Source organism: Clostridioides sp. ES-S-0010-02 (assembly GCA_020641055.1).
Taxonomy (GTDB): Bacteria; Bacillota; Clostridia; order Peptostreptococcales; family Peptostreptococcaceae; genus Clostridioides.
In genome coordinates, this window is record CP067345.1 from 1,882,224 (window position 1) to 1,907,317 (window position 25,094).

Below are 25,094 nucleotides of genomic sequence, written 5' to 3' on the forward strand. Positions count from 1 at the left end.
GTTGTGTAAAAAACTACTTAAATTTAAGAATTGGGTTAAATATAATATAATAATCACATATGAGTCAATTAAATTGACATATTTTTAATATATATTTAGAATTTTAATCCTTCTTATAATGTAAGTAGATTGTTTTGTATTACTTAGATTTATAAGGAGTTTTTTTATTGAAAAAACTACATAATATAATTGAGGAGAGGTGTTTTAAAGTGATTTTTTATATAAGATTAAGAAAATAACGCACGATTATGGTTATTATAATATTAAATTAGAAGTATCATTTAAGGATAAAATTAAACAAGCAAATTCTTAATGAATTTAATTATAGAGCCATAATCTCGTGCTATATATTAAATAAAAAATAGTATATAAGGAGAATATGGATATGGCAAAAAAAGGAATAATAGTAGGACTAAACATAAATAGTAAATCTGAGGATTTCAACGAACTAATGATTGAACTTGAAAACTTATGCTCTGCATGCAATATTGATGTTGTAGGAAGTATAACTCAAAATGCAAAGCAGGTTAATAGAGCATATTATATTGGTATAGGTAAAGTTGAAGAATTATTAAATATAATAAAACAAGAAAAAGCAGATATAGTTGTGTTTTATAATGAGCTTTCTACATCACAACTTAAAAACCTTGAAGAAAAATTAAACTGTGAAATTATAGATAGAACAGCATTGATACTTGATATATTTGCACAAAGGGCAAAAACTAGAGAAGCCAAGCTTCAAGTGGAAGTAGCAAGTTTAAGATATATGTTACCAAGACTTATAGGCTCAAATGAAAATTTAGGGCGTCAAAGTGGAGGAGTAGGTACTAAAAATAGAGGTTCTGGTGAAAAGAAATTAGAGCTCGACCGTAGAAGAATAGAAGAAAAGATAACTTCTCTAAATAGGGAATTAGATGATTTAAAATTCCAACGAGAAACTCAAAGAAATATGAGAAAAAAATCTAATCTTCCAAATGTAGCTTTAGTTGGATATACAAATGCCGGAAAATCTTCAATAATGAATGAATTAGTTGATATATTTAAAAACTCTGAAGAAAAGAAAGTATTTGAAAAAAACATGTTATTTGCGACATTAGAAACTTCTATTAGAAGCATAGTTCTTCAAGATAATAAAGAATTTTTATTGTCTGATACAGTTGGATTTGTAAGTAATCTACCACATGATTTAGTAAAAGCATTTAGGTCGACATTAGAAGAAGTGTGCGAAGCAGATGTGTTATTACATGTTATTGACGTTTCAAATCCAAGCTATAAAAATCATATTAAAGTAACAGTAGATACTTTAAATCAAATTGGCGCAAATGATATCCCTATAATAAATATTTACAATAAAATTGATTTAGTTGATGAAGAATTATTAAATGATATTGTAGATGATATAGGCAAGGAAGGTATATTTGTTTCAGCCAAAAAAAATATAAATATAGACAAAATGGTAAAATGCATTTGTGATAGCATATTTAAAGATTATATAAGATGTAAGTTTTTGATTCCATACAGTGAAGGAAATGTAGCTTCTTATTTTAATAATAATACAAGTGTCATAAATACAGAATATATGGAAGAGGGAACTCTTTTAGATGTAGAATGTAGTAATATAGAATATAACAAGTATAAAAAGTATGTTTTAGAATAAACTTTTTAAAAGGTATTGTAATCTAGAATTTATTTAAAGTAGTTAGTTTGGAGTTAAGTTGTAAAATTATTATAAATTATAATTTGTATAAAGCGGTATAGTTATCTAAGCTATACCGCTTCATTATATATGATAAAAAATAAGATTATTGACACAAAAGTAATTAATTACTATAATATAAAGTAACTAGTTACTAATTATAGTTATTATCAAGATTAAGGAGATAATTAACATGAAAAATATAGTGATAATTTATAAAAGTAAGTATGGTTCAACAAAAAAATATGCTAAATGGCTTTCAGAATCATTAGCTTGTGATATTTTTGAAATTAAGGATGTTAATCTAGAAAAGATTATAGATTACGATACAATTATTTTAGGTGGAGGTCTTTATGCTTGTAATATAGCAGGAATTTCTTTTTTTAAAAAGCACTATGAGAAATTAGCAGGTAAAAATCTAGTTGTTTTTGGTGTAGGAGCATCTCCATATGATGATTCAGTAATAAGAAAACTGAGAGAAGTTAATTTTAAGGATAAGTTGAATAATATTCCTTGTTTTTACTGCCGTGGCGAATGGAATGAAACAAAAATGTCATGGCTTGATACCACTCTTTGTAGTTTTCTTAAAAAGTCAATAGCTAAAAAACAACGTCAAGGTTTTAATCCAATAGAAGCTCCTTTATTATTAGGAGAAGATTTTGATTGGTGTGATAAAAAGTATCTAAATCCTATACTTGATTATGTGGATAAACTTCAAAACACAAGCTTATAACTATATTGTAATTTATAGAGTAATTAATTCTTAAAAATACAATTTTTTTATTAGTTCTCCTGTATCTAAAAGGGGGGCTTTTTTTATTTGTAAATTTATGTTATATTGATATGAATTTATTATTGTATAAAAATTATATTAATAGAAATTTAAACAATTTGTTTTAAAAATAGAGTAGTCTAATTCTTAAAGAGGGGGGTTTAAATAGTGGATATAAATAAGATAGTAATGATGCAAAGGGAATACTATAATACAGGTAAAACAAGAGATGTATCATTTCGTTTAGAGCAGTTAAAAAAGCTAAAGTCAGTTATATTAAAAAATGAAGATAAAATACTTGTGGCATTAAAACAGGATTTAAATAAATCAAATTTTGAAGGATTTATGACAGAAGTAGGTATTTTATATAGTGAGTTGAATTTTGCTATAAAAAATATAAAAAAATGGAGCAAAACAAAAAGAGTTCGTTCAAGTATGGTCAATTTTCCATCTATATCTAAGGTTGTTCCTCAACCTTATGGTGTTACACTTATAATGTCACCTTGGAATTATCCATTTCAACTAGCTCTTATACCATTGGTTTGGTCATTAGCAGCAGGCAATTGTGCAATAATAAAACTTTCTGAGTACTCTGTATCAACTTCACATATAATCAAAGACATACTTGAAAGTATATTTTCAAAAGAATATATTGCAGTAGTTCAAGGTGACCAAGAAGAAAGCGAAAAAGTACTTTTAGAAAAATTCGATTATATATTTTTTACAGGAAGCACTGCGGTAGGTAAAGTAATTATGAAAGCAGCATCAAAGTATTTAACTCCTATAACTTTGGAACTAGGAGGAAAAAGTCCTTGTATTATACTAGAAGATGCAGATATAAATCTTGCTGCAAAAAGATTGACATGGGGAAAACTAATAAATGCAGGACAAACTTGTGTAGCACCAGATTATATTTTAGTACATGAGAATAAAAAAGATGAGTTAATAGAGAAAATAAAATATTATATTGAACAGTATTTTGGAGAGAATCCATGTGATAATGAGCAATTTCCTAAAATTATAAATGAAAAGCATTTTAAGCGTATAATATCCCTTATTGATATGGAAAAGGTAGTATATGGTGGTAATTATAATAACCATACATTAAAAATAGAGCCAACTATAATAGATGATGCTAGTTGGGATGATGATATAATGAAGGAGGAAATATTTGGACCAGTATTTCCTGTTTTGACATACAAAAACTTAGACGAAATTTTGCAAGAAATTATACAAAGACCAAATCCACTAGCTCTTTATATATTTACAAAAGATAAGTATTTGGAAAATAAAGTTTTAGAAATGATTCCAGCAGGAGGGTGTTGTGTAAATGATACAATTATCCATATAGCTACCAACTACTTACCATTTGGAGGTATTGGTGAAAGTGGTATGGGTTCATATCATGGTAAAGCAGGATTTGATACATTTACGCATTACAAAAGTGTATTGAAAAAATTAAATTTAGATATTCCTATTAGATATGCACCATATAATGATAAATTAATTAAAATTCTTAAAAAAAATGATGTAAACTATATTGTAGAAAAAATACAAATCAAATTAAAAATATATATTTTGATTATATTTTATCAAATTAAAAATTTTAATTTGGCATATTTGTTATAAAAGTAGTAATTTTGTGATAAAATTTAATTATATAGAAATAAGGAGGAAAAAATGAAAATTAATTGGAATACAAAGTACACGACAATAGCAATTTATACGTTTATAATATCTGCTTGTAGTATTATATTCTATCTTATATCATCACAAATTGATGTATTCTCCAACAATTTAGATATTATGTTTACAACATTACAGCCATTTATAATAGGGTTTGCTATTGCATATCTTCTGAATTTTATTTTGAAATTTTATGAAGAAAGACTTTTTATCAAAAGTGAAAAATTAAAAAGCCTAAAACAAAAATCAAAAAGAGGATTGGGTCTTTTATTAACATATGCAACAGCTGCATTGATACTTTACTTATTTATGCAATTCGTATTACCTCAAGTAATTGAGAGTATTGTTGGATTAGCAAATGATATACCTATGTATGTAAACAACGCAACTAAGCTTCTTGATAAATTAATGACTGATTTAAATCTTGATGAACAATACTTTAATTTAGCAGTAGATAAATGGAATGAATTTGTCACATACATTATAAAATTTGTAACAGATTTAATACCAATATTAGGAAATATGTTGAAGGATATAGCTTCTAGTATATGGAATATTGTACTAGGATTGATTGTTTCAGTATATTTGCTAATTGATAAAGAAAAATTCTATGGATTAAGTAAAAAAATAACTTATGCACTTTTTACAGAAACACAAGCTGCTAAAATTCTAGAATTAACTCACAGAAGTAACTATACATTTGGTAGATTTTTAGGTGGTAAGATACTAGATTCATTTATTATAGGTATTTTAACATTTGTAATACTTACAGTGGTAAAAATGCCATATACATTATTAATATCAGTAATAATTGGTATTACAAATATTATTCCATTCTTTGGACCACTGTTTGGAGCAATACCATCTACAATAATAGTAATGTTTGTTTCTCCAATACAAGCACTATGGTTATTGTTAATTATATTAATAATACAACAAATAGATGGAAATATTATAGGACCTAAAATACTTGGAGACTCAATTGGGATATCTGCATTTTGGATTTTATTCTCATTGTTGGTTGCAGGTAAATTATTAGGCTTTGTTGGAATGGTAATAGGAGTTCCTCTATTTGCAGTAATTTATTCTATAATTAAAGATATTATTGAGGGTAAATTAGATAAAAAAGGATTACCAACAGATACTTCTGATTATATGTAGTTAAAAATATATAAATTAATAAAATATTTAAAGCACTGAGACAATTAAAATCTTGGTGTTTTTTAGATAATAAATTCATTATAGAAGAGGTGTTTTTTGTGGCATTTATAGAATGTAAATTTAAATCAAAATATACAGGAGGAGAGACTGATATAATCGTAGTTTTACCTATAGCAAATGGAAAAGAACTATTTACTGGCAAAGAGATATATGACTTTGAAGATAAGTTTAAAACATTGTACTTATTTCATGGGCTAGAAGATGACCAAAGTTCATGGATTAGATACACTAATGTAGAACATTATGCCAAAAGCAAAAATATAGCTTTAGTAATACCAAGGGTAGAAACTAGTTTTTACACAGATATGTTATATGGACATAAATATTTCACCTTTGTAAGTGAAGAGTTACCTAGATTTGTTAGAGCTATATTTCCTTTATCAGATAAGAGAGAAGATAATTTTGTAGCTGGAATGTCTATGGGAGGGTATGGCGCTTTAAAATTAGCACTTTCAAAACCAAATGAATTTTCAGCAGTAGCAAGTTTTTCTGGTTCACCTGATATGATTCATGAGTTGGAAAATCAGCAAATAGAAACAAATGCTGATATTCTATTCCATGACTTTGGGAAACCAGAAGATGCTAGAAATAGTGAGAATGATTTACTTTACATACTTAAGAATCTTAAAGAGAGTAATAAAGATATTCCTAAAATTTATCAATTTTGTGGTGATAGGGATTTTTTATATAAGAATAATCAAACCTTTAAAAAATATGCAGAATCTTTAGATGTTGATATTGTATATGAAGAGTGTGTTGGTGGTCATGAATGGCGTCTATGGGATTTATGGATAAAGAAATTTATAGATGCAATTGGATAAGCATTTTATTGTCATTAGAGCAAAATATTATAAAGTATTTTTAAACGTAATAAAGACTGAAATATTAAAATACAATTATGATTTCAAAATTTCAGTCTCTAAAAGTTCAATAAAATTTTATTAAGTTCTTATGCGAGTTATTATTGGCGTAAAATTATCAACTATATCTATATAGTATTTACTCAATTCTTCTAAAATATCTTCGCATAAATCAGTGCTGTGACCAAGGTTAATTAGAAACTGTTTTGTAAAATATTTTATTACAGATTGATAAGATATATCATATTTATGTGAAGTATAGACCCTAATTATCTCAGGTTTCATAGCGAGTATACCAATACAGGAAAGTATCAATTCGTCATGTTCTATAGATTCTTTTTCATTAACATATCTTTTCATGACCATTTCAGTTACACTTCGTTGATAGCTTAAAATAGCTTCCTCATAAGCTATATCCAAATAAAAGTTTCTATACGCTTCATTTTTTAAAAGAAAACAAAGGTCAGCATTCATAGCAAGAAAGAACATCATCATTGTACCTTCTTCATGATAATTATAGATTAAAGATTGCATTTCATCCCTTATATCTTCATATATTATAGCTCCTATTTCACTTTTACTTGAGAAATAATAACTTATTAAGCCTAAATTTATATTGGCTCTTTCTGCAATTTGCCTAGTGGTTGTCTTGTGATAACCTTGTTCAAAAAATAATTCTCTAGCAGCACTTATAATACTAGCTTTTGTTTCCTTACCTTTTTCTGATTTTGACATATTTACTGTGTATACCTTTCTTTTCAATCTTTTTTTGAAAATTTACTAACTATAAATATCGTAACCGAACCACCTATTATAGGTACTAAAATTCTGTCAAAGACAGTAAGGAGGCCAATCATATTTAAAAATGCTAATATTGCACTTACTATGACAGCACAGATAGCTCCTTTTTTTGTAGCACCTTTCCAGGAAAGACCAATGACAAATGGTGCAAATATCACACCTGTACATAATGGTGCTGGCCAAAATAATAGTTCTAATAAACTGTCAAACTTGAGTGCTATAATTGCTCCTATTATAGCTGTTAAAGCTGAGGCGATTTGAGAGTATTTAAGAGTATTTTTTAAATCATTAAACTCTATATTAGGATGTAATAATTTATTATAAATATCTCTCGATATTATGGCACTCATTGAGGTCATTAATGAGTCAGCAGTGGACATTATTGCAGCTAATATAGCAGCTAAGAATAATACAGAAACTAAAGGAGGTAGAGTTGTTGATATCATTTGAGGTAAAACCTGAACAGATGATATGTTTGGAAATAAACTACCACCAATAGCTCCAATTATGCCTATAGGGAAAGCAAGAAATAATAGTATAAATCCTGCAATAACACTGCTTTTAACTGCATTTTTAGCATTATCAGCACATTGGTATCTCAAAAAACTTTCATAAGAAAATATTGAGCCTAAAACCAATGGTAAAACTGTATACATAAAATCACTAAGCGACTTATTTCCTGGGAAGAATGGTTCTTTTACCATTGATTGTAACATAAGTAAAGGATTGTCGCCAACTAATTTTAAGCTTATATAAGCTACTATTGGCAAAAATACTACACAAATAGCAAGTTGAATAAATGCTGATACTGCAACTCCCCACATTCCTGATGCATAAGTATATATAATGATTACTATGACTCCTACAATTACAGCTATATCATAAGGGATACCAAATGCAGTAGATACAGAACCAAAAGATATTAGTTGACTGCCCATAATAGCTAATATTGATATTGGTGTTACAAGACATTGATAAGCTCTTAAGAATATACTATGACCATATCTAGTTTCAATATAGTCAGCAGGTGTTATATCACATGATAAGCTTCTTAATTTTCCTGCAAAAAACGCATTTACAAAACAAGCTAAAGCCGCACCTATAGTAGAGTACATACCAACCCATAGTCCTCTTTCAGCTCCCCATTGAACTCCACCAACCAAACATCCTCCTCCAAAAGACGTAGCAGCAATAGTTGCGGCAAGTATGGGTAAAGGAAGATTTCTACCCGCAATTAGGAAATCGGATGCTGTTTTAACTTTTTTAGAAAAATAAAAGCCAATCCATATGTACACTGCACATGTAGCAATTAAAAGTAACATAATTTTTTCTCCTTATATAATATTTTTTAAATAAAATTTATAAAATATATTTATAAAATATATTTTATATAAAAGTAAGACAATATTGACTTTAACTGGCTTTGGATTAGTGTAGCTACAATAATTTAACATATTATGTTATGTAAAAGTTAGATAAAATAAGAAAATTGAAAATTCTGAAATTAAAGATTATAATAAACGTTTACTTGATATATTCTTTTTTGTAATTGTAACATGCTTTTATTTTAAAATCAATAGTACATGTATAAAAATAAAAGGAATTTAAAGGGCGAAAAAATATTTTTAATATCTGATTGTAGTATATAAAAAGAAGATAAAAATTATTCTTGAATAAATTTATAATAATTTAAAATAAGTAAAATTTTGATAAAATAATTTGGAATGTATGCTTTGGTGACACTTTATATGGATATATTAATAAAAATAACGATTTAAATTAAGTATAAATGCCTTTTTGGTTCATTTGAGTAATGAAAAAATAAAACCAAAAAGTGTTTGACAATTATGAATTTTAAGAATATAATTAAATTAAAATTATACATATATAAAAATTTGATTCGAATTATAGAAAGTGTAGAGATGGATTTGAAATTCAAATTATTATACGTGAATAAAAATAAATAAAGAATAAATTATATTAAGGAGGGGTAGATGTGAGTAGTCAAGAAAGCAAACCAAAAGGAAACCTTATATCAAACTTTAGAGATGATATGAGAGACCCTAAAAAGAGAGCAGTATACACTTACTCAGGTTCTATAAATTTGGCATATAATTTTATAGGCTACTTTGTATCAACAGTAACAAACATATTTTTAACTGATGTAGCAAAGCTTGGGGTAATTATGGCAGGTGGTATGCAAATAATACAATCTTTCATAAAGATGGCTGTGGCTCCAATAACAGGGACTGTATTTGACAAACAACCATTTAAAAAAGGAAAATATTATCCTTGGCTTAGATATACACCAGCAGCATTAGCACTAACATATGGAGTATTTTTCATAGTTCCATTAATGAAAATAAGCCCAACATTACTTTTACCTTTAATGACAGCATTATTGTTAATAGCATCTTGTGCTCAGCAAGTAGTTTTCACTATAATCTATGCTATTTACCCTGTGGTTACTAAAACACCTAGAGACAGAGTTATAGGTTCGACTACTACAAATATATTCAAAGAAGTTGGAAAATTTTTAGTAGGTTTTTCATATCCGTTATTATTAGTTTTATTTGCAGATGTACTAGGTGGAGAAGGAATGGGTTATTTAGGTACTTATCTATTCTTTGCAGTAGGATGTCTTCTAGTATTTTGGTTTTCTTCAACAGAGATAATAAAGTCTGGAGCAGAAGCTGAAGTACTTCAAAAAGAAGAAAAACCAAAAATTAAAGCAAGTGAAATGCTAAAAGCTTTATTTACTAATGTACCACTTATGATGGCATTCTGTTTAGAGTTTCTTATATGCATAAGATCTATAGGGCTAGGACCTTTAGCTCCTTATTACTTTAAGTATGTAATAGAAGATGAACGTGGATTAGCAGTATTTTTAGCAATAATGCCTTTGGTAAGTGTAGGCTTTATGTTTTTCGCACCAGTATTTATAAGAATTTGTAAAGAACAAAAATTAGCTTCAATAATTTCTTTCTCTATATGTGCATTATGTCACTTGTTAGTTGCATGGACTCCTTGGGGGAGAACAACTTTAGGTGTAACTATGTTATTGGCAATTGGTGGAGGTTTCTCAAATGTAGTATCAATAATAAATCTTAACTTCTTTGCTGGTTCTTGTGATTATGGACATTGGAAATCAGGAAAAGATTTACCAGGTTTAAGTATGTCACTATATCCAGTTGCAATACAAGTAGGTGTATTACTTGCGACTACTATAAGAACAATTTTAATGAATTCAATGGGATATCAAGCTGATATGGTAGTTACAGCAGCAGTTAAAACAGGTTTTATAAATATGATTTCTTACTCTATGGCAATACCTTTAATAATAGCTGTTGTTATAGCAATCTTATATCCAGTAAGTGATAAAAAATTAAATCAAATAAGAGAAGAATTAAATCAAAGAAACGCTTAATAAAAAATTTGAGTAAATGACTTAGTTTAGTTGTGAGAGTAAGTAGACGCAATAGCGTTTATATAAATGAAAATACATATACAGAGGGGGCTTTTAAAAATGATAGAAAAATTATTGAGAAATACAGTAAAAGAATTACATCAATATGTTCCAGGTGAACCAATAGAAAAAGTAAAAGAAAAATATGGTGTAAAAGAAATAATAAAACTAGCTTCAAATGAAAATCCTCTAGGACCATCACCAAAAGCAATGGAAGCTATGATTGAAATGTTAAAACAAGGTCAACTTTATCCAGAGCCAGAAGCTAATGAACTTAGAAGAAAATTAGCTGAAAAATTGAATCTAAAAGCAGAAAATTTCATTGTTGCTAATGGAGCAGATAACGTTATCACGCTAATAGGTGAAGCTTTTATAAATAGAGGGGATGAAGTTATATACTGTGACCCAACATTCCCGTCTTATAGAACAGCAACTGTTAAAAATGAAGGAATACCAGTAGAGGTACCTTTAACAGAGGATTATAAGTATGATTTACAAGGTATATTAGATAAGATTACAGATAAAACAAAGTTAATATGTGTATGTAATCCTAATAATCCAACAGGAACAATTGTAGATGATAAAGAATTGGAAGAATTTTTAAAGAAAGTCCCTGAAAATATTATAACTATATTAGATGAAGCATATATAGAATTTTTAACAGTACCTAATTATGTGGATGGGCTTAAATATGTAAGAGAAAATTACAATGTTATAGTGACAAGAACTTTCTCTAAAATATATGGTCTTGCAGGACTTAGAGTAGGGTATGGTATTGCTAAAGATGAGATAATAAGAACTTTATTTACCGTAAAAGAACCTTTCTCTGCTAATCGTGTTGCGATAAGTGGAGCAACAGCAGCACTTGATGATGATGAATTTATAAAGGAGACATATGAGTTAAATAGAGTTGGAATGGATTATTTCAAAGACGAGTTCACAAAAATGGGATTTGATGTTGTAGATTCACAATCAAACTTCCTTTATGTAGATATGAAAACAGATATACCTAAGCTATTTGAAGACTTAAAACAAAGAGGTTTTGTAATAAGACCAAATGCTACACATGCACGTGTAAGTATTGGAACTATGGAAGAAAACAAGAAATTTGTAGCAGTTTTAAAAGAAATATTAAATCTTAAGGAAGAGCCAAGTATTGGCTAATAGATAGAAATATTACGAAATGGGGTGTAACTATGAGTTTAAAAATAAACGCAGAGAGATGTAAAAGTTGTGAATACTGCGTTATATCTTGTAAAAAAGGAGCATTAAAAATATCCGATAATATAAACACAGAAGGATATACTCATGTAGAAGTCGATGAAAGCAAATGCATACTTTGTGGAATCTGCTATCAAGTATGTCCAGATAATGTATTTGAAATAATTAAAGAAGAAGCATGTCAAGAGGCTTAAAAGGAGTTGGGAGAATATGAAAAAAATGTGGAAGGGGAATCACGCCATTGCAGAAGCAGCTCTAAGAGGTGGTTGTGAGTTTTATGCAGGATATCCAATTACACCACAAACAGAGGTAATGGAATTTTTATCACATAGAATGTCTGAACTTGGAAGAACTTTTATACAATCTGAAAATGAAATGGCTGCTATATATATGGTATATGGAGCATATGCAAGTGGAATGAGGTCTATGACAAGTTCTTCAGGACCAGGAATATCTTTAAAACAAGAAGGAATCTCATATTTATGTGCAAATCATTATCCTTGTGTAATTGTAAATGTGCAAAGATGGGGACCTGGTCTTGGTTCACTAGATTCAGCACAAACAGACTACCTAAGAGACACTAGAGGGGGAGGAAATGGAGATTATCATCTAATAGTTTATGCACCAAATAGTATTCAAGAAACTGTAGATTTAATGTATAACTCATTTGATGTAGCGGAGAAATATAGAGTGCCTGTTGAAATTTTGACAGAAGCAGCTTTAGGTCAAATGATGGAACCAGTAGAGTTTCCTGAATTTAAGAAAAGAGAAGAAGACTTAGGTTGGACTTATGATGGAAGCAATAGAGACCATGCAAAAGTTCCAGATAACCAAAAACCAGCTTTTTGTATGGAAAAGCGTATGAAAATAACTGAAAATGAACAACAATGGGAAGATTATCAAGTTGAAGATGCAGAATATGTGTTTGTAGCGTTCGGTATACCATCAAGAACAACTATGAATGCGGTTAGAAGACTTAGAGAACAAGGCGAAAAAGTTGGAATAATAAGACCAATAACAGTGTGGCCTTTCCCATATAAAGCATTTGAAAAGGTAAATAAAGATGTAAAAGGATTTATCTCAGTAGAGTCAACTGATACAGGGCAGTTAGTAGAGGATGTTGCATTAGCTTCAAAGAAAATATGCAAAGAAAATGTACCTGTTTATGGATTATTTAGTGGAAATCATATACCAAAAACATTACAAGTAATGGACACTTACAGCAAAATAAAATCTGGCGAAATTAAGGAGGTGTTCTAATATGGCTACAGATAGATTAACACCTAGCATTGTTTCAATACCAAATAAATTTTGCCCAGGTTGTGGTCATGGAATAGTAAACCGTATAATAGCAGAAGTGATAGAAGAAAATGGATATGAAAAAAATCATGTATTAACTTTAGGCGTTGGCTGTGTTTGTAATATGAATTTTAGCTGGAATGGAGATAAGATGCAAACCGCACATGGTAGAGCTTCATCTACAGCTATAGGAGTAAAAGTAGCACGACCAGATATGTTAGTTATGACTTATCAAGGTGATGGAGATGCATATGTTATAGGTCTTTCTGAAACATTAAATACTGCATATAGAAATCATAATATAACTGTGTTTGTAATAAATAACAATAACTTTGCAATGACTGGTGGTCAAATGTCATGGACTACTATGCCAGGTCAAGTTACAACAACAAGTGTAAATGGAAGAGATATAAAAACTACTGGTAGTCCATTAAAAGTTCCTGAAATGGTGGCAAATTACTTTGATGTAGCCTATGTAGCAAGAGGTTCAGTTCATAGTCCAAAAGAAATAATTAATCTAAAAAAATATATAAAAAATGCTATAGAAGCTCAATTGAATGGAGAGGGATATTCATTGGTTGAAATATTAGCACCTTGCCCAACTAACTGGGGTGTATCATTAGAAAAATCTATCCAGTGGATTGAAGAAGAAATAGTGCCATATTATACTCTTGGCGAATTTAAGCAAAGGGATGGTGAATAGTTATGGAAAAAGAGTTAGTATTTGCAGGATTTGGTGGTCAAGGAGTCTTAACTTTAGGTTTAATTGTGGCTGAATCAGCACTTGAATTAGGAAAACAAGTTACTTGGATGCCAGCATATGGTCCAACTATGAGAGGTGGAAAAGCATACAGTGTGGTTAAGTTTTCTGATGAGAGTATAGGTGGACCTGATATGGAAGAAATAGATGTTTTAGTAGCAATGAATAAGCCATCCTTAGATTATATAAATTTAGTAAAAGAAGGAGGAACAGTAGTTATTAATACGTCTGCTATAGATGAAAATATAGTATTAAGAGAAGATGTAAATGTAGTTAAAATAAATTGTCAGGAATTAGCTCAAAAGGCAAACAATCCAAAAGCCGCAAATGTAGTAGTTCTTGGAGCATTGGTTGCAAAAACAGGATTATTTGAGAAAGAATTAGCTATAAAAACTATGTGTGATTTCTTTGAGGAAAAAGGAAAAGGCAAATTTAATGTTCAAAATGAAGCAGCATTCATGGAAGGCTATAATAACGCCATTTAATAAATTACCCTTATCTTAAGTGATTCATCTCAAGATTTAGCAAATCTTAAGTGCCAAGAGAAGCTTTATCTTGAGATGGAATTTACTTAAAATCACAACTATAAACATATAGGAGAGTGAATTTATGAGTTTGGAAAAACTTATTAGACCAAAGAGTATTGCTATAGTAGGAGTTACTGATAAACTTGGTTTTGGTAGAAGTGCTGCACTTAGCATAGTAAAAAGTAAAGATACAGATAGAGTATATTATGTAAATCCAAAAAGAGAAGCGTTATTTGGCAGAAAATGTTATAAGACAATACAAGAAGTTCCAGAAGTTGTAGACTGTGTGGTAGTATGCACACCTAGAAATGTAGTTCCATCTGTGTTAAAGGATTCTGGAGAATTAGGAACAAAGGCGGCAGTGGTATATGCTAGTGGATTTGCAGAAGAAGGAACAGAAGATGGAGTAGATTTAGAAAATCAACTTATAGAAATATCTAATACATATGATATGAAAATATTAGGTCCAAACTGTATGGGATTACTAAACTGTATAGATAAAGTTAATCTATGGGCTGGTGGTTCTAAGTGGGATTTGGATACTAAAAAACCAGGGATAGGAATTGTAGGGCAAAGTGGATTTATAACTGCAGAAATTGTTTCAAGTGATTATTTTAATATATCTTATGGTTTTTCAACAGGAAATGGAAATATAGTTACACTAGAAGATGCAGTAGACTTTCTTGTAGATGATAATTATGCATCAGTAATAGCTATTTATCTTGAGGGACTAAAAAATCCTCAAAAATTTATAAATGCACTAAAAAAAGCAGCTCAAAAAAGAAAACCAGTAATAATCTTGAAGTCAGGAAGGTCAGAAAAAGGAGCTATATCAGCTGCTTCCCATACAGGAAACTTAGCTGGTTCAAGTAAAGCTTTTGAAAGTATTTTTGAAAAGTATGGAGTAATTTCTGTAGAGAATTTAGAACAATTTATGAGTTTAGCTCAGGCTTTTAGTGTCTTAGAGGGTAATTTACCTAAAAATTCTAATTTTGCAGCAATAAACTTCTCAGGCGGAGAAAATACTATTTGTGCAGATTTAGCAGAAGAAAATTGCGTAGAACTTGCAGAAATATCTGCTGAAACTAAAGAAGAGATGAAAAAATATCTTCCAGGATTTGCAACACCTAAAAATCCATTGGATGCTACGACTGCATTATTCCATGAAAAAGATATGATAGTAGGATTATTACACACATTTGATAAAGATGATAGTGTTGGATTTACTATGATAGGTGCAAATATAAGAGATGAAGAAAATGAAATGCATGAGACTCTTTGTCAAGCTGTAAGCGAAGCTAGAGAGCAGGGATTAAAGAAACCTGTATTTGCAGTTCCTACACTTGAAGGAAATAGATATCTGAATTATAGGGCTAGGTTAGAAAACAGCCAAGTACCTATAATGTCATCAGTTGGGACTACATTTACTTGTTTCAATAAAATGGCTAAATTTGTAGATTATGATTATTCAAAGAGAACTTTAGAATTTGAAGCTGTTAAGAAAAGAAACTCAAATAATGTAGTAGCTTTATCGGAATTAGACAGTAAAATTGAAATGAAGAAATATGGAGTACCAGTGCCAGGTCAAGGTATTGCAAAAAGTATTGATGAATTGGATGAAATTTTAAATTATATAAACTATCCTGTTGTCCTAAAAATAAACTCTTCAGAGATATTACACAAGTCTGATGTTGGAGGAGTCAAAGTAGGAATTAATAATAGAGAAGAGGCAGTAAACGCATATAATGAGATTTTAACTAACGTAAAAGAAGCAAAGCCAAATGCCAAGATTGATGGTATATTGGTTCAAGAAATGGTTGAAAGTGGAATAGAAATAATTATTGGTATAACTAATGATGACCAGTTTGGACCAATGTTATTGGTTGGTTTAGGTGGAGTATTTGTAGAAGTATTTAAAGATACTACTTTATATCCTTTGCCTATAAATCATGATGAAGCTATAATGATGCTTAAGAAGTTGAAATCATTTAAGCTTTTAAATGGATACAGAGGTAGTGAACCTTGTGATGTTGATGCTCTTGCGGATATGATGGTTAAATTAGGTAAATATGCTTATGAAAACAAGGATGAGGTTAAGGAAATAGATTTAAATCCTGTGTTCGTATATCCTAAAGGAAAAGGTGTATGTGCAGTAGACGCCTTAATAGTTAAATATAAATAGTTAACAAGTTTTGGTATTCAACCATAATTAAAGTACTGACTGAAAATCACACTAATTTATAGATTGTGATTTTCAGTCACCCCACATTTAATACACCTTATCTATTATACTAAAAATTTTAATGGTAATATTTTTATATTGTTACAGGTGGATTTGTTGGTGCTGAATATGTACGAGTAGCCAATTCTTGGTCCACAAAGAATAACCCACCTTCTCCAGCAAGTTTAACACGTTTTATATTGTCTTCGCAAGTTGTCTCTTCTTCTGCTTGTTCAGATATAAACCAAAGTAAGAATTGAGAAGTTCTAAAGTCTGCTTCAGAGTTTGCTACAGCAGCTAGATTGTTTATTAAAGCAGTAACTTTTTGTTCATGAGCTAATGTACGCTCAAGAACATCCATTGCAGAAGTGAAGTCTGCATCTGGCATTGGTATAGCATCAAGCTGAACATTTCCTCCTACATTATGTAAGTATTTGTAGAAATACATAGCATGGTCTGTTTCTTCTTTATATTGAACATAAAACCAATTAGAAAATCCTTTAAGTCCTTCTGCTTCAAGGTAAGAAGACATAGAAAGGTAAAGATATGCAGAATATAATTCATGGTTAATCTGTTCATTAAGTAATTTTTCCATTTTAGCTGAAATCATTTTTATACCTCCAAATTTTAAACGCTCTTATAAGATATAATAATATTAAATGGAAAAATATTCAACAAAAGTGATTAAATATTTTAATATTTTACATATTTAATCAAAACTTATACTACCATTAAAAAAATTATAGCTTACTATGGCTACAGAACCAATTAGTGGTGCATTTGCTCCAAAATTTGAATGCCTTACATTTATTTTTTTATATTTAGAAAAACTTGCTGAAGCAGTCAATTTCTTTAATAATGTATTTTCTATAAATGTACCAGGAATATTAAAGTCATAACCTATTATTATAGAACTACAATCAATTAAGGTAAGTGTATTTACTAATGCATATGATATATATGTACAAAATTCATCAAGTAAAAACATACCTAGATTATCCTTGTTATTGGCTTCATCTATTAACTTGACTAGAGAAAATCTTTACAATTAATTAGTGGAGAATCTGGATAAATATGACTTAACGATTCAATTCTTTTAATTAACTTACTCACACTTGTATAATAGTCTAGACATCCATTATTGCCACAACTGCATACTGGACCACTAAAATTAATAGATGTATGCCCTATTTCACCACTTTGCCCTAAATTACCAGTGTGAAGTTTATTTTCTAATACTAAACCAGCTCCGATTCCATTCATTATATGTAGATATATATAATTTGGAATATCTTTACCTAGACCATACATTTTTTCAGCCAAAGCACCTGCATTAGCATCATTTATCAAAAATATAGGTAAATCAGATATTTCTCCTATAAAATTTACTATGTTTAGGTTTGATACGTTTCCAAAGTCTGGAGGATTTAATATTATACCATTTATATTATCTACAGGACCTATTGAAGAAATCCCAATTCCAATTATATCTCTTTTGTTATTTTTCATTATTTTAGAAAACATTCGTTTTATTATATCTTTTAAAACGTCATTTGACAGATATTTAGGGTAAGTCTCAAAAAGTTGTTTGACAATATTACCTTTTAAATCTGCAATGATTACCTTACAAATATTTCTTCTTATCAAAATGCCACAAACACAAGGAGAGATATTAGAAATATCTAATAAAATAGGTTTACGACCTGATGAATGTGCATTTAAAGTTGATGATTCTATCTCTCTAATCATATTTTCATTAATAAGTTCAGTGACTAGGTTTGATAAAGTCATTTTAGTAAGACCTGTAGATTTAGCTAAATCAACTCTAGACATAGGAGTATTTGTAGAAAGTAGTTTCAGTATTATTAACTTATTTTTAATTTTTACATCTTTTATGTTAGAACCTTGTTTGTTGCTCATCGTAGATCTCCTTAAAAAAGTTAAGTATTTTTATGTATTTTCATATATATACTATGACCTTATAATAGAATAACATTTGATTAAGTTCGAAAATACCATTAATTAGAATATATCACATTATATATTAGAATAGCACTAAAAATATGTTATAATAGTATGAAAAAATATTAAAGTAAGTTAAGGTATACAATAATAAATTAGGATTTGAGGTGAAATACTATAGATAAATATACAAAAGAAGAATTGATACAAACACTAAGAGTTGTATCTTCAGTTATCGTAAGATGTGAAAAAGCACAACTAAAGTTTATGGAAGGGACTTCTCAACACTCACTCCTTAAGAATAGGATAAAAGCAATGTATATTTCAAAATCATTAATAACAGATGAAAATATAATTGATAAATATACAAAAGAAGAATTAATAGAAGCACTACGACCCGTATCTTCAAGTATAGGCAAATGTGAAAAAGCACAGTCAAAATTTGCAGAGGGTACTACTAATTACAAACGATTTAGAAATATAATAAAAGCAATGTATATTTCTAAATCATTAATAACAGACGAGATTAATAGAAGAAGTTAGATTCCAGATTTTTAAGTTATTAGAAGCTTATTTTTTAGGTTATTTTGAAAAAATAATTATTCCTATTTCTAAAATGGGAAAGTCATTTTATATAATCAATTAGAATAATAGTCATCCACTTAAATGCTATATTTTTGTGCCCTTTCTTAACTTTTTCATATCTAAAATTTTCTATTTTAATATCATGATGAAGGATTAGTCATACCTGCTACACTTGTTACTATAATATTTCTGCTTAAATTTATTACAATTGTTCCTGCACATGTAGTTACAAATACAATAATAAGGGTTTCAAGAGCAAAACCGAACATTAAAGAAAGAAGCAGTGAAATATTGATTGTTATTTTTCTCATTAACTTTAAAATAACAATTAGTACAATAAATAGAAAGAGCAATGTAATCGCAAATAACATGCAAATGATAAATGATAATATGATTTTTGAAAAAAACAAATCCTAAATTGTCTTTGTGCTGTTATTGAAAAGAGCTACAGTACCACCAGTCAGTACAGGTATTAAAGATAGGAGCAGAAGAGAAATCATTTTTTTGACTCCTTGGTTCTTATCTCCTACGCAATACATTATATTTCGTTTATTCAAATAAAGCAATAAAAGATATCTTTTATTGCTTTTTATAATATGTTTATTCAATAGTGAAAGTCTTATATAATTTTTATTAAATTTTTATATGCAATAAATTTCATTATTGTATAATATTAAAATGAATACAAAGTGTATTTACTATCTTTTATTACAAATTGTTACCAAATATGTATACATTAGAATTAAAAAATGGAAAATTGTAACTAAAATGTAAATTTTTTCTCTAATCTATCTAATATTATGGAAACTTTTTGTAATTTATGATATAATAAGAAACATATAATTATTAAATTATAATAAATGACTATAGCGTAGATGTATTACTATGTTATAGTCATTTTTGGATTAAACTTGATATATCAAGGGGGAAGAATATGAGAACAATTAAAAGAGTTTTAGCATTAGGTTTAACATTAGCTATATTTCTAATGAACGCACCTAATGTAAGTGCATTAACATCAGATACCATTAAAGGTAAGAACATATACGAGACGGCTGGATTAATAGCAGATAAAACGAGTTATGATACAGCAATTGTGGTAAATATGGATAGTTCTATAGCAGATGGTCTTTCAGCAAGTGGTCTTGCTGGTGCTGTAGATGCTCCGATTTTACTTGCTCAAAAAAGTAACATACCAAATGAGACAAAACAAAGATTAAAAAATGTAAAAAAGATATACATAATAGGTAAAGAGTTATCAATAAGTAAGTCAGTAGAAACTGAACTGAAAAATACAGGAGCACAAGTAACTAGATTAGGTGGAGATGATAGAATAAAGACTAGTTATAGTGTTGCCAAAGAAGTAAGTAGCATTAAAAAAGTTGATGAAGTTATATTAACTAATGCATATAAAGGAGAGGCTGATACTATAAGTGCTGCACCTGTCTCAGTAAGAGATGTAGCTCCTATAGTACTTACAGATGGAAAAAGTGTTCCTTTTTCAACAAGTAATGTAAAATCATATGCTGTAGGTGGAAGTATTTCTATGAGTACGAGTTTAGTTAACAAGACTAACTCTAAGAGACTTGGTGGTTCAGATAGATATGATACAAATAAAAAAGTTATAAAAGAATTTTATCCAGATTCATCAGAATTTTATTTAAGTGATGGATATGATTTAGTAAATGCTCTTACAGGTTCTACAATTGCTAAAGATAATCCAATTGTATTAGTATCAGAAGATAGTGATAAATCCATACTAGCAGGAGCAGATAAGATTACTAGATTAGGTTCAATAAGCGATAGTGTATATAATAAGTGTGTTTCTGCTGCACAGAATAATGGTGATTCGTCTACAAAAGGGGATTCACCTATGAAAGATGAGACAAGTATATTAGGTGAACCAACAGCTAGCTTAGAAGCTTGTTTAAAATGGGCAAAATCTAAAAAAGCCAATGATTTATTTATAGAATTAATACCAATACTGTATGATACAGCTGTTCAAGAAGGTGTAAATCCTGTTTTAGCTGTAGCTCAATCAGCAAAAGAAACTGGTTTCTGTAATTTTGGTGGAGTATTAGATGCATCTTTTAAGAATCCTTGTGGACTTAAGACTTCTGTTGGTGGTTCTGATACTGACAAAAATGCACACTCAAAATTTGATACTTGGGAAGAGGGAATACTAGCTCAAATTCAACATTTATGTCTATATGCAGGACAACAGGGTTATCCACTTTCAAATCCAGTAGACCCTAGACATGAAAAATCTTTGTTTGGGAAAGCTAAAACAGTTGAAAGTCTTTCTAATAATTGGGCTGGTGGTCAATATGGACAAGACTTAGTTAGAATGATGGGAGAAATTGAGGCGACAAAGTAATTAAATTATTAATTTAATGGTTATATTTAATGAGTTTCATTAAATAACCAATTCAAAATTACAAATAAGGAAAATTTATTATGAAAAAGAGTAATGTTTTTAGTATTATATTTCCTACAATCATAATGTTATTGGTGTTTTTGACTTTTGCTACAGATATATTCAATATACCAGATATTCATTCTAAAGGGATTTTTGTAATAGGGATGATTTTAATTTTTCCAATTGCCTTTTTAATTCAAGGGATAGTTTGTGTATTGAGTAAAACCAACTGGATTTTATCACTTGTAGTATCTTTAATAACTTATATAATATTAATGTATATGTTTTTAAATGATTCAGCATATATCTATATTTTACTTTATGCCGCTTTTTATATGATTGGATATATAACCACTAAAATTTGTCAAAAAATGCAAATTTTTAAAAGATAAATTAACCAAAATATATTAATAAGGAAGTGTCTGCATTGATTTTTTTAAATCAAAAGATAGACACTTCTTTTATTGTAAAAATAAAATATTTATTTAAGAGGAAGTATTGTAAATAAAATTTAACTATTATCATTTTCTTTTAACAATTGTATACAATAAACCTGTAGTATAATTAAGATAGATAAAATAAAGGGAGGGATAATATGAATTTAATTGATAATCATATTCATACTAATTTTTCAAGTGATGGAAAGGATTCAATGGAAGATACAATAAAAAAAGCTATAAGTATAGGTGTTAGATATTTAACTTTTACAGACCATTTAGAACATGATGAAGGGAAGGGATTTTGTATAGATTATAACAACTATGTCCCAGTGTTTAATACACTAAAAGAAAAGTATAAAAAGGATATAGAATTATTATTAGGTGTTGAAGTAGGATATAGAAAACATTTAAAAAATGAAATAAAAGATGTAATAAGTTCACATCCTTTTGATTTTATATTGTGTTCAACTCATACAATTGATAACGTACCTGTTCCATCAAAAAAATACTTTGAAGGACTTAGCAAAGAAGATGCGTACTATAAATATTTTAATAGCATACTTGAAACTAATCATGAGTTTAAAGATTATAATATATATGGACATTTAGATTATATATCTAGATATGGGATATATTCAGATAACAGAGTGATATATAATGATTTTAAAGATATTATTGATGAAGTTTTAAAGTCAATAATTAATAATGGAAGTGGAATAGAGTTAAATACATCTGGTTATAGATATGGATTAAATGCCATACATCCAAATGAAGATATCTTAAAAAGATATAGAGAACTTGGTGGTTTTATAGTTACTGTAGGTTCTGACTCTCATAGAGTAGAAGATATCTGCAAAGATTTTGATGTGGCTTACGATATGCTTAAATATCTTGATTTTAAATATGTATCATTATTTAAAGAAAGAGAAACTTATTTTTTAAACATAGAAAAAGTTAAATCTAATAATATAGCATAAAGAACTAATATGGCATATAGAGTCTTTTTAAATAATTTGAAAGTTAGTATAAAAATTAATAGCAGAATATTGTATCCTCTAGGAAAATACTAGAGGTTTTTATTTTGTAAAAAATGATAATAAAGAGGAGTTTAAGTTTAAGAAAAATGATTGTCTTAAATTAGAAAACTATTACTATTATATTTAACTATTATATCTTTTTATTATGATATAATAGTTAAATACATTAACCTATCTTTAAATCATGCAAATTATTAGAAAGAAGGGATAAAGTTGTCTAATAAAAATAAAGAAAATATAACCTTAAGCAATCAAATCACAGAATCAACTCAACAAACTTTAACAAAAGAGGCTATACTACATATACCAATGAGCAACTATGCTTATGGCTATGATAGAGAAACATTACATATAAGAATTAGAACCAAAAAAAATGAGGCAAAAAAAGTGACCTTAAGGATAGGAGACCAATATGTATGGGACAAAGGAGGTGCAGGAGGAGGGAATCTAAATGCATCTGGACTTGGTTGGTCTGGTGGAACAAATATAACAATGAACAAAGAAGTAGAAACAGAATTATTTGATTATTGGATAGCTGAGTGTAAGCCTTTAAATAAACGTTCGAGATATGGATTTATAATAGAAGGTCAAGAAGAAAAAATTTTATTTACAGAGAAAAAGATAATAAAATTAGGAAACGAAAATGATGAAAAAGAGTTATGCGAAATAAGTAATTTTTTTGGATATCCATATTTGAATTATATAGATATACCTAAAGTTCCAGATTGGGTAAAGGAAACTATTTGGTATCAGATATTTCCTGATAGATTTGCAAATGGAAATCCATCTATAAATCCAGAAGGAGTAGATATATGGGGCGCTATTCCAACAAGAGATAATTTTACAGGTGGAGATTTACAAGGTGTAATAGACCACCTAGATTATTTGAGCGATTTAGGGATAAATGGAATTTATTTTTGTCCTATTACAGTTGGAAAAACTAATCATAGATATGATACGATGGACTACATGGAAATAGACCCTACCTTAGGTGATAAATCTACTTTGAAAAAACTAATAGAAGAAGCCCATAAAAGAAATATAAAAATAATGTTGGATGCTGTATTTAATCATATAGGATATTATTCTAAGCAGTGGCAAGATGTAGTTAAAAATAAGAATAATTCGAGATATAAAGATTGGTTTTATATAAAAGATATGAGTAAAGTTGATACTCCAATAGAAGAAATAGATGAAAAAAACATACCTTATGAAACTTTTGGGTGTGAAAAATACATGCCAAAACTTAACACAGAAAATTCAGAAGTAATAGAATATTTATTGCGTGTAGGGAGGTATTGGATACAAGAATTTGATATAGATGCATGGAGATTGGATGTATCAAATGAAGTAGATCATGTTTTCTGGCGAAAATTCAGACAAGAGATTAAAAGAATAAAACCTGATATATATATATTAGGAGAAATTTGGCATGGAAGTTTACCATGGTTGATGGGAGACCAATTTGACTCAGTTATGAACTATTTAATGTCAGAAGCTATGAAACAATTCTTTTGTACAAATGAGATAAATGCTGAAGAATTTAAATACATGATAAATGATGTAATAGTAAGCTATCCAATGCAAGTTAATGAAGTTATTTTTAATTTACTTGGAAGTCATGATACTACTAGAATATTGAGCTATGCTGATGGAAATGTGGATAAATTTAAACTTGCATATTTGTTTATGTTTATACAATCAGGAAGTCCGTGTATATACTATGGTGATGAAATAGGAATGCAAGGAGAACTAAGTCCAGTATCTGAAGGACAAAGAAAATGTATGGAATGGAATGAAGGAAAGTGGAATAAAGATATACTTGATTTTATGAAGAAGATTATTAGACTTCGTAAATCAAATAGAGAACTTAGAACTGTATCAAATGAATGGATACTAGCAGATAAAGAAAATGGAACAATTATATTAAGGAAAGAATCTATTACAATAATAATAAATAATTCATCCAAAGATTTAACCTTAAGATTACCAGATTATTTGGTAAATAGAAAAGTAAAAGATTTATATGAAGAAAAAATAGTTGATTTAAAGGAAGAAATAACATTAAAAAAATACAAGTTTATTATTTTAAAATAATATAACCATGTGTTTGTTAGATTA

At 28.7% G+C, this 25,094-nt stretch carries 20 protein-coding genes and 1 pseudogene; 17 read left to right on the forward strand and 4 right to left on the reverse strand.

What is annotated here, in order from left to right:
• Nucleotides 1–379: 379 nt before the first annotated feature.
• The 5 genes from hflX to JJC01_08595 all read left to right on the forward strand — a co-directional run bounded on the left by hflX (nucleotide 380) and on the right by JJC01_08595 (nucleotide 6,196).
• Nucleotides 380–1,657 (forward strand): GTPase HflX, encoded by a 1,278-nt coding sequence (gene hflX / locus JJC01_08575; GenBank protein ID UDN59901.1) that lies wholly within the window; start codon nucleotides 380–382, stop codon nucleotides 1,655–1,657.
• Between the two features lie 232 nt (nucleotides 1,658–1,889).
• Nucleotides 1,890–2,429 carry a flavodoxin gene (locus tag JJC01_08580; protein ID UDN59902.1) on the forward strand — a complete coding sequence of 180 codons (540 nt, stop codon included), beginning with the start codon at nucleotides 1,890–1,892 and terminating at the stop codon, nucleotides 2,427–2,429.
• 207 nt (nucleotides 2,430–2,636) lie between these two features.
• Nucleotides 2,637–4,097: an aldehyde dehydrogenase gene (locus JJC01_08585; GenBank protein ID UDN59903.1), complete on the forward strand. Its 1,461-nt coding sequence runs from the start codon at nucleotides 2,637–2,639 to the stop codon at nucleotides 4,095–4,097.
• 51 nt (nucleotides 4,098–4,148) lie between these two features.
• Nucleotides 4,149–5,315 carry an AI-2E family transporter gene (locus JJC01_08590; GenBank protein UDN59904.1) on the forward strand — a complete coding sequence of 389 codons (1,167 nt, stop codon included), beginning with the start codon at nucleotides 4,149–4,151 and terminating at the stop codon, nucleotides 5,313–5,315.
• Between the two features lie 98 nt (nucleotides 5,316–5,413).
• Entirely contained in the window at nucleotides 5,414–6,196 is a 783-nt protein-coding gene (locus JJC01_08595; protein UDN59905.1) for an esterase family protein, read from the forward strand.
• Nucleotides 6,197–6,316: 120 nt separating this feature from the next.
• Here the strand turns inward: JJC01_08595 and JJC01_08600 are convergent, their stop codons facing one another.
• Nucleotides 6,317–6,970 carry a TetR/AcrR family transcriptional regulator gene (locus tag JJC01_08600; GenBank protein ID UDN59906.1) on the reverse strand — a complete coding sequence of 218 codons (654 nt, stop codon included), beginning with the start codon at nucleotides 6,968–6,970 and terminating at the stop codon, nucleotides 6,317–6,319.
• A 23-nt stretch (nucleotides 6,971–6,993) separates the two neighbouring features.
• On the reverse strand, nucleotides 6,994–8,358 hold the full coding sequence (locus tag JJC01_08605; protein UDN59907.1) for a sodium:solute symporter family protein: 1,365 nt from the start codon (nucleotides 8,356–8,358) through the stop codon (nucleotides 6,994–6,996).
• 674 nt (nucleotides 8,359–9,032) lie between these two features.
• Between JJC01_08605 and JJC01_08610 the strand changes: the two genes are divergently transcribed.
• The 7 genes from JJC01_08610 to JJC01_08640 all read left to right on the forward strand — a co-directional run bounded on the left by JJC01_08610 (nucleotide 9,033) and on the right by JJC01_08640 (nucleotide 16,491).
• Nucleotides 9,033–10,463, forward strand: coding sequence for an MFS transporter (locus JJC01_08610; GenBank protein ID UDN59908.1), 1,431 nt, complete (start codon nucleotides 9,033–9,035; stop codon nucleotides 10,461–10,463).
• A gap of 99 nt (nucleotides 10,464–10,562) precedes the next feature.
• On the forward strand, nucleotides 10,563–11,666 hold the full coding sequence (locus tag JJC01_08615; protein ID UDN59909.1) for a histidinol-phosphate transaminase: 1,104 nt from the start codon (nucleotides 10,563–10,565) through the stop codon (nucleotides 11,664–11,666).
• Between the two features lie 32 nt (nucleotides 11,667–11,698).
• Nucleotides 11,699–11,917, forward strand: a complete 219-nt coding sequence (locus JJC01_08620) for a 4Fe-4S binding protein (protein UDN59910.1) — start codon at nucleotides 11,699–11,701, stop codon at nucleotides 11,915–11,917.
• 16 nt (nucleotides 11,918–11,933) lie between these two features.
• Nucleotides 11,934–12,983, forward strand: coding sequence for a 3-methyl-2-oxobutanoate dehydrogenase subunit VorB (gene vorB / locus JJC01_08625; protein UDN59911.1), 1,050 nt, complete (start codon nucleotides 11,934–11,936; stop codon nucleotides 12,981–12,983).
• A gap of 1 nt (nucleotide 12,984) precedes the next feature.
• Complete coding sequence (locus JJC01_08630) at nucleotides 12,985–13,725, forward strand: 2-oxoglutarate oxidoreductase (GenBank protein UDN59912.1); 741 nt, start codon at nucleotides 12,985–12,987, stop codon at nucleotides 13,723–13,725.
• Between the two features lie 2 nt (nucleotides 13,726–13,727).
• Complete coding sequence (locus tag JJC01_08635; protein ID UDN59913.1) at nucleotides 13,728–14,267, forward strand: 2-oxoacid:acceptor oxidoreductase family protein; 540 nt, start codon at nucleotides 13,728–13,730, stop codon at nucleotides 14,265–14,267.
• A gap of 124 nt (nucleotides 14,268–14,391) precedes the next feature.
• Nucleotides 14,392–16,491, forward strand: a complete 2,100-nt coding sequence (locus JJC01_08640; GenBank protein ID UDN59914.1) for an acetate--CoA ligase family protein — start codon at nucleotides 14,392–14,394, stop codon at nucleotides 16,489–16,491.
• 133 nt (nucleotides 16,492–16,624) lie between these two features.
• Here the strand turns inward: JJC01_08640 and JJC01_08645 are convergent, their stop codons facing one another.
• Together JJC01_08645 and JJC01_08650 are read right to left on the reverse strand one after the other, a co-directional pair.
• The gene (locus tag JJC01_08645) at nucleotides 16,625–17,140 is read right to left on the reverse strand and encodes a ferritin (protein ID UDN59915.1); all 516 of its coding nucleotides are present in this window, start codon (nucleotides 17,138–17,140) and stop codon (nucleotides 16,625–16,627) included.
• Nucleotides 17,141–17,239: 99 nt separating this feature from the next.
• Nucleotides 17,240–18,450 (reverse strand): annotated as a pseudogene (locus JJC01_08650) (ROK family transcriptional regulator).
• 219 nt (nucleotides 18,451–18,669) lie between these two features.
• On the opposite strand from JJC01_08650, the gene JJC01_08655 reads away from it, so the two are divergent.
• The 5 genes from JJC01_08655 (at nucleotide 18,670) to JJC01_08675 (ending at nucleotide 25,070) form a co-directional block, all read left to right on the forward strand.
• Entirely contained in the window at nucleotides 18,670–19,035 is a 366-nt protein-coding gene (locus JJC01_08655) for a hypothetical protein (GenBank protein ID UDN60148.1), read from the forward strand.
• A 976-nt stretch (nucleotides 19,036–20,011) separates the two neighbouring features.
• On the forward strand, nucleotides 20,012–21,454 hold the full coding sequence (locus JJC01_08660) for a cell wall-binding repeat-containing protein (protein ID UDN59916.1): 1,443 nt from the start codon (nucleotides 20,012–20,014) through the stop codon (nucleotides 21,452–21,454).
• A gap of 80 nt (nucleotides 21,455–21,534) precedes the next feature.
• The gene (locus tag JJC01_08665) at nucleotides 21,535–21,888 is read left to right on the forward strand and encodes a hypothetical protein (protein ID UDN59917.1); all 354 of its coding nucleotides are present in this window, start codon (nucleotides 21,535–21,537) and stop codon (nucleotides 21,886–21,888) included.
• A gap of 203 nt (nucleotides 21,889–22,091) precedes the next feature.
• Nucleotides 22,092–22,913, forward strand: a complete 822-nt coding sequence (locus JJC01_08670; GenBank protein UDN59918.1) for a histidinol-phosphatase HisJ family protein — start codon at nucleotides 22,092–22,094, stop codon at nucleotides 22,911–22,913.
• A gap of 273 nt (nucleotides 22,914–23,186) precedes the next feature.
• Complete coding sequence (locus JJC01_08675; GenBank protein ID UDN59919.1) at nucleotides 23,187–25,070, forward strand: alpha-glycosidase; 1,884 nt, start codon at nucleotides 23,187–23,189, stop codon at nucleotides 25,068–25,070.
• The last annotated feature ends 24 nt before the right edge of the window (nucleotides 25,071–25,094 follow it).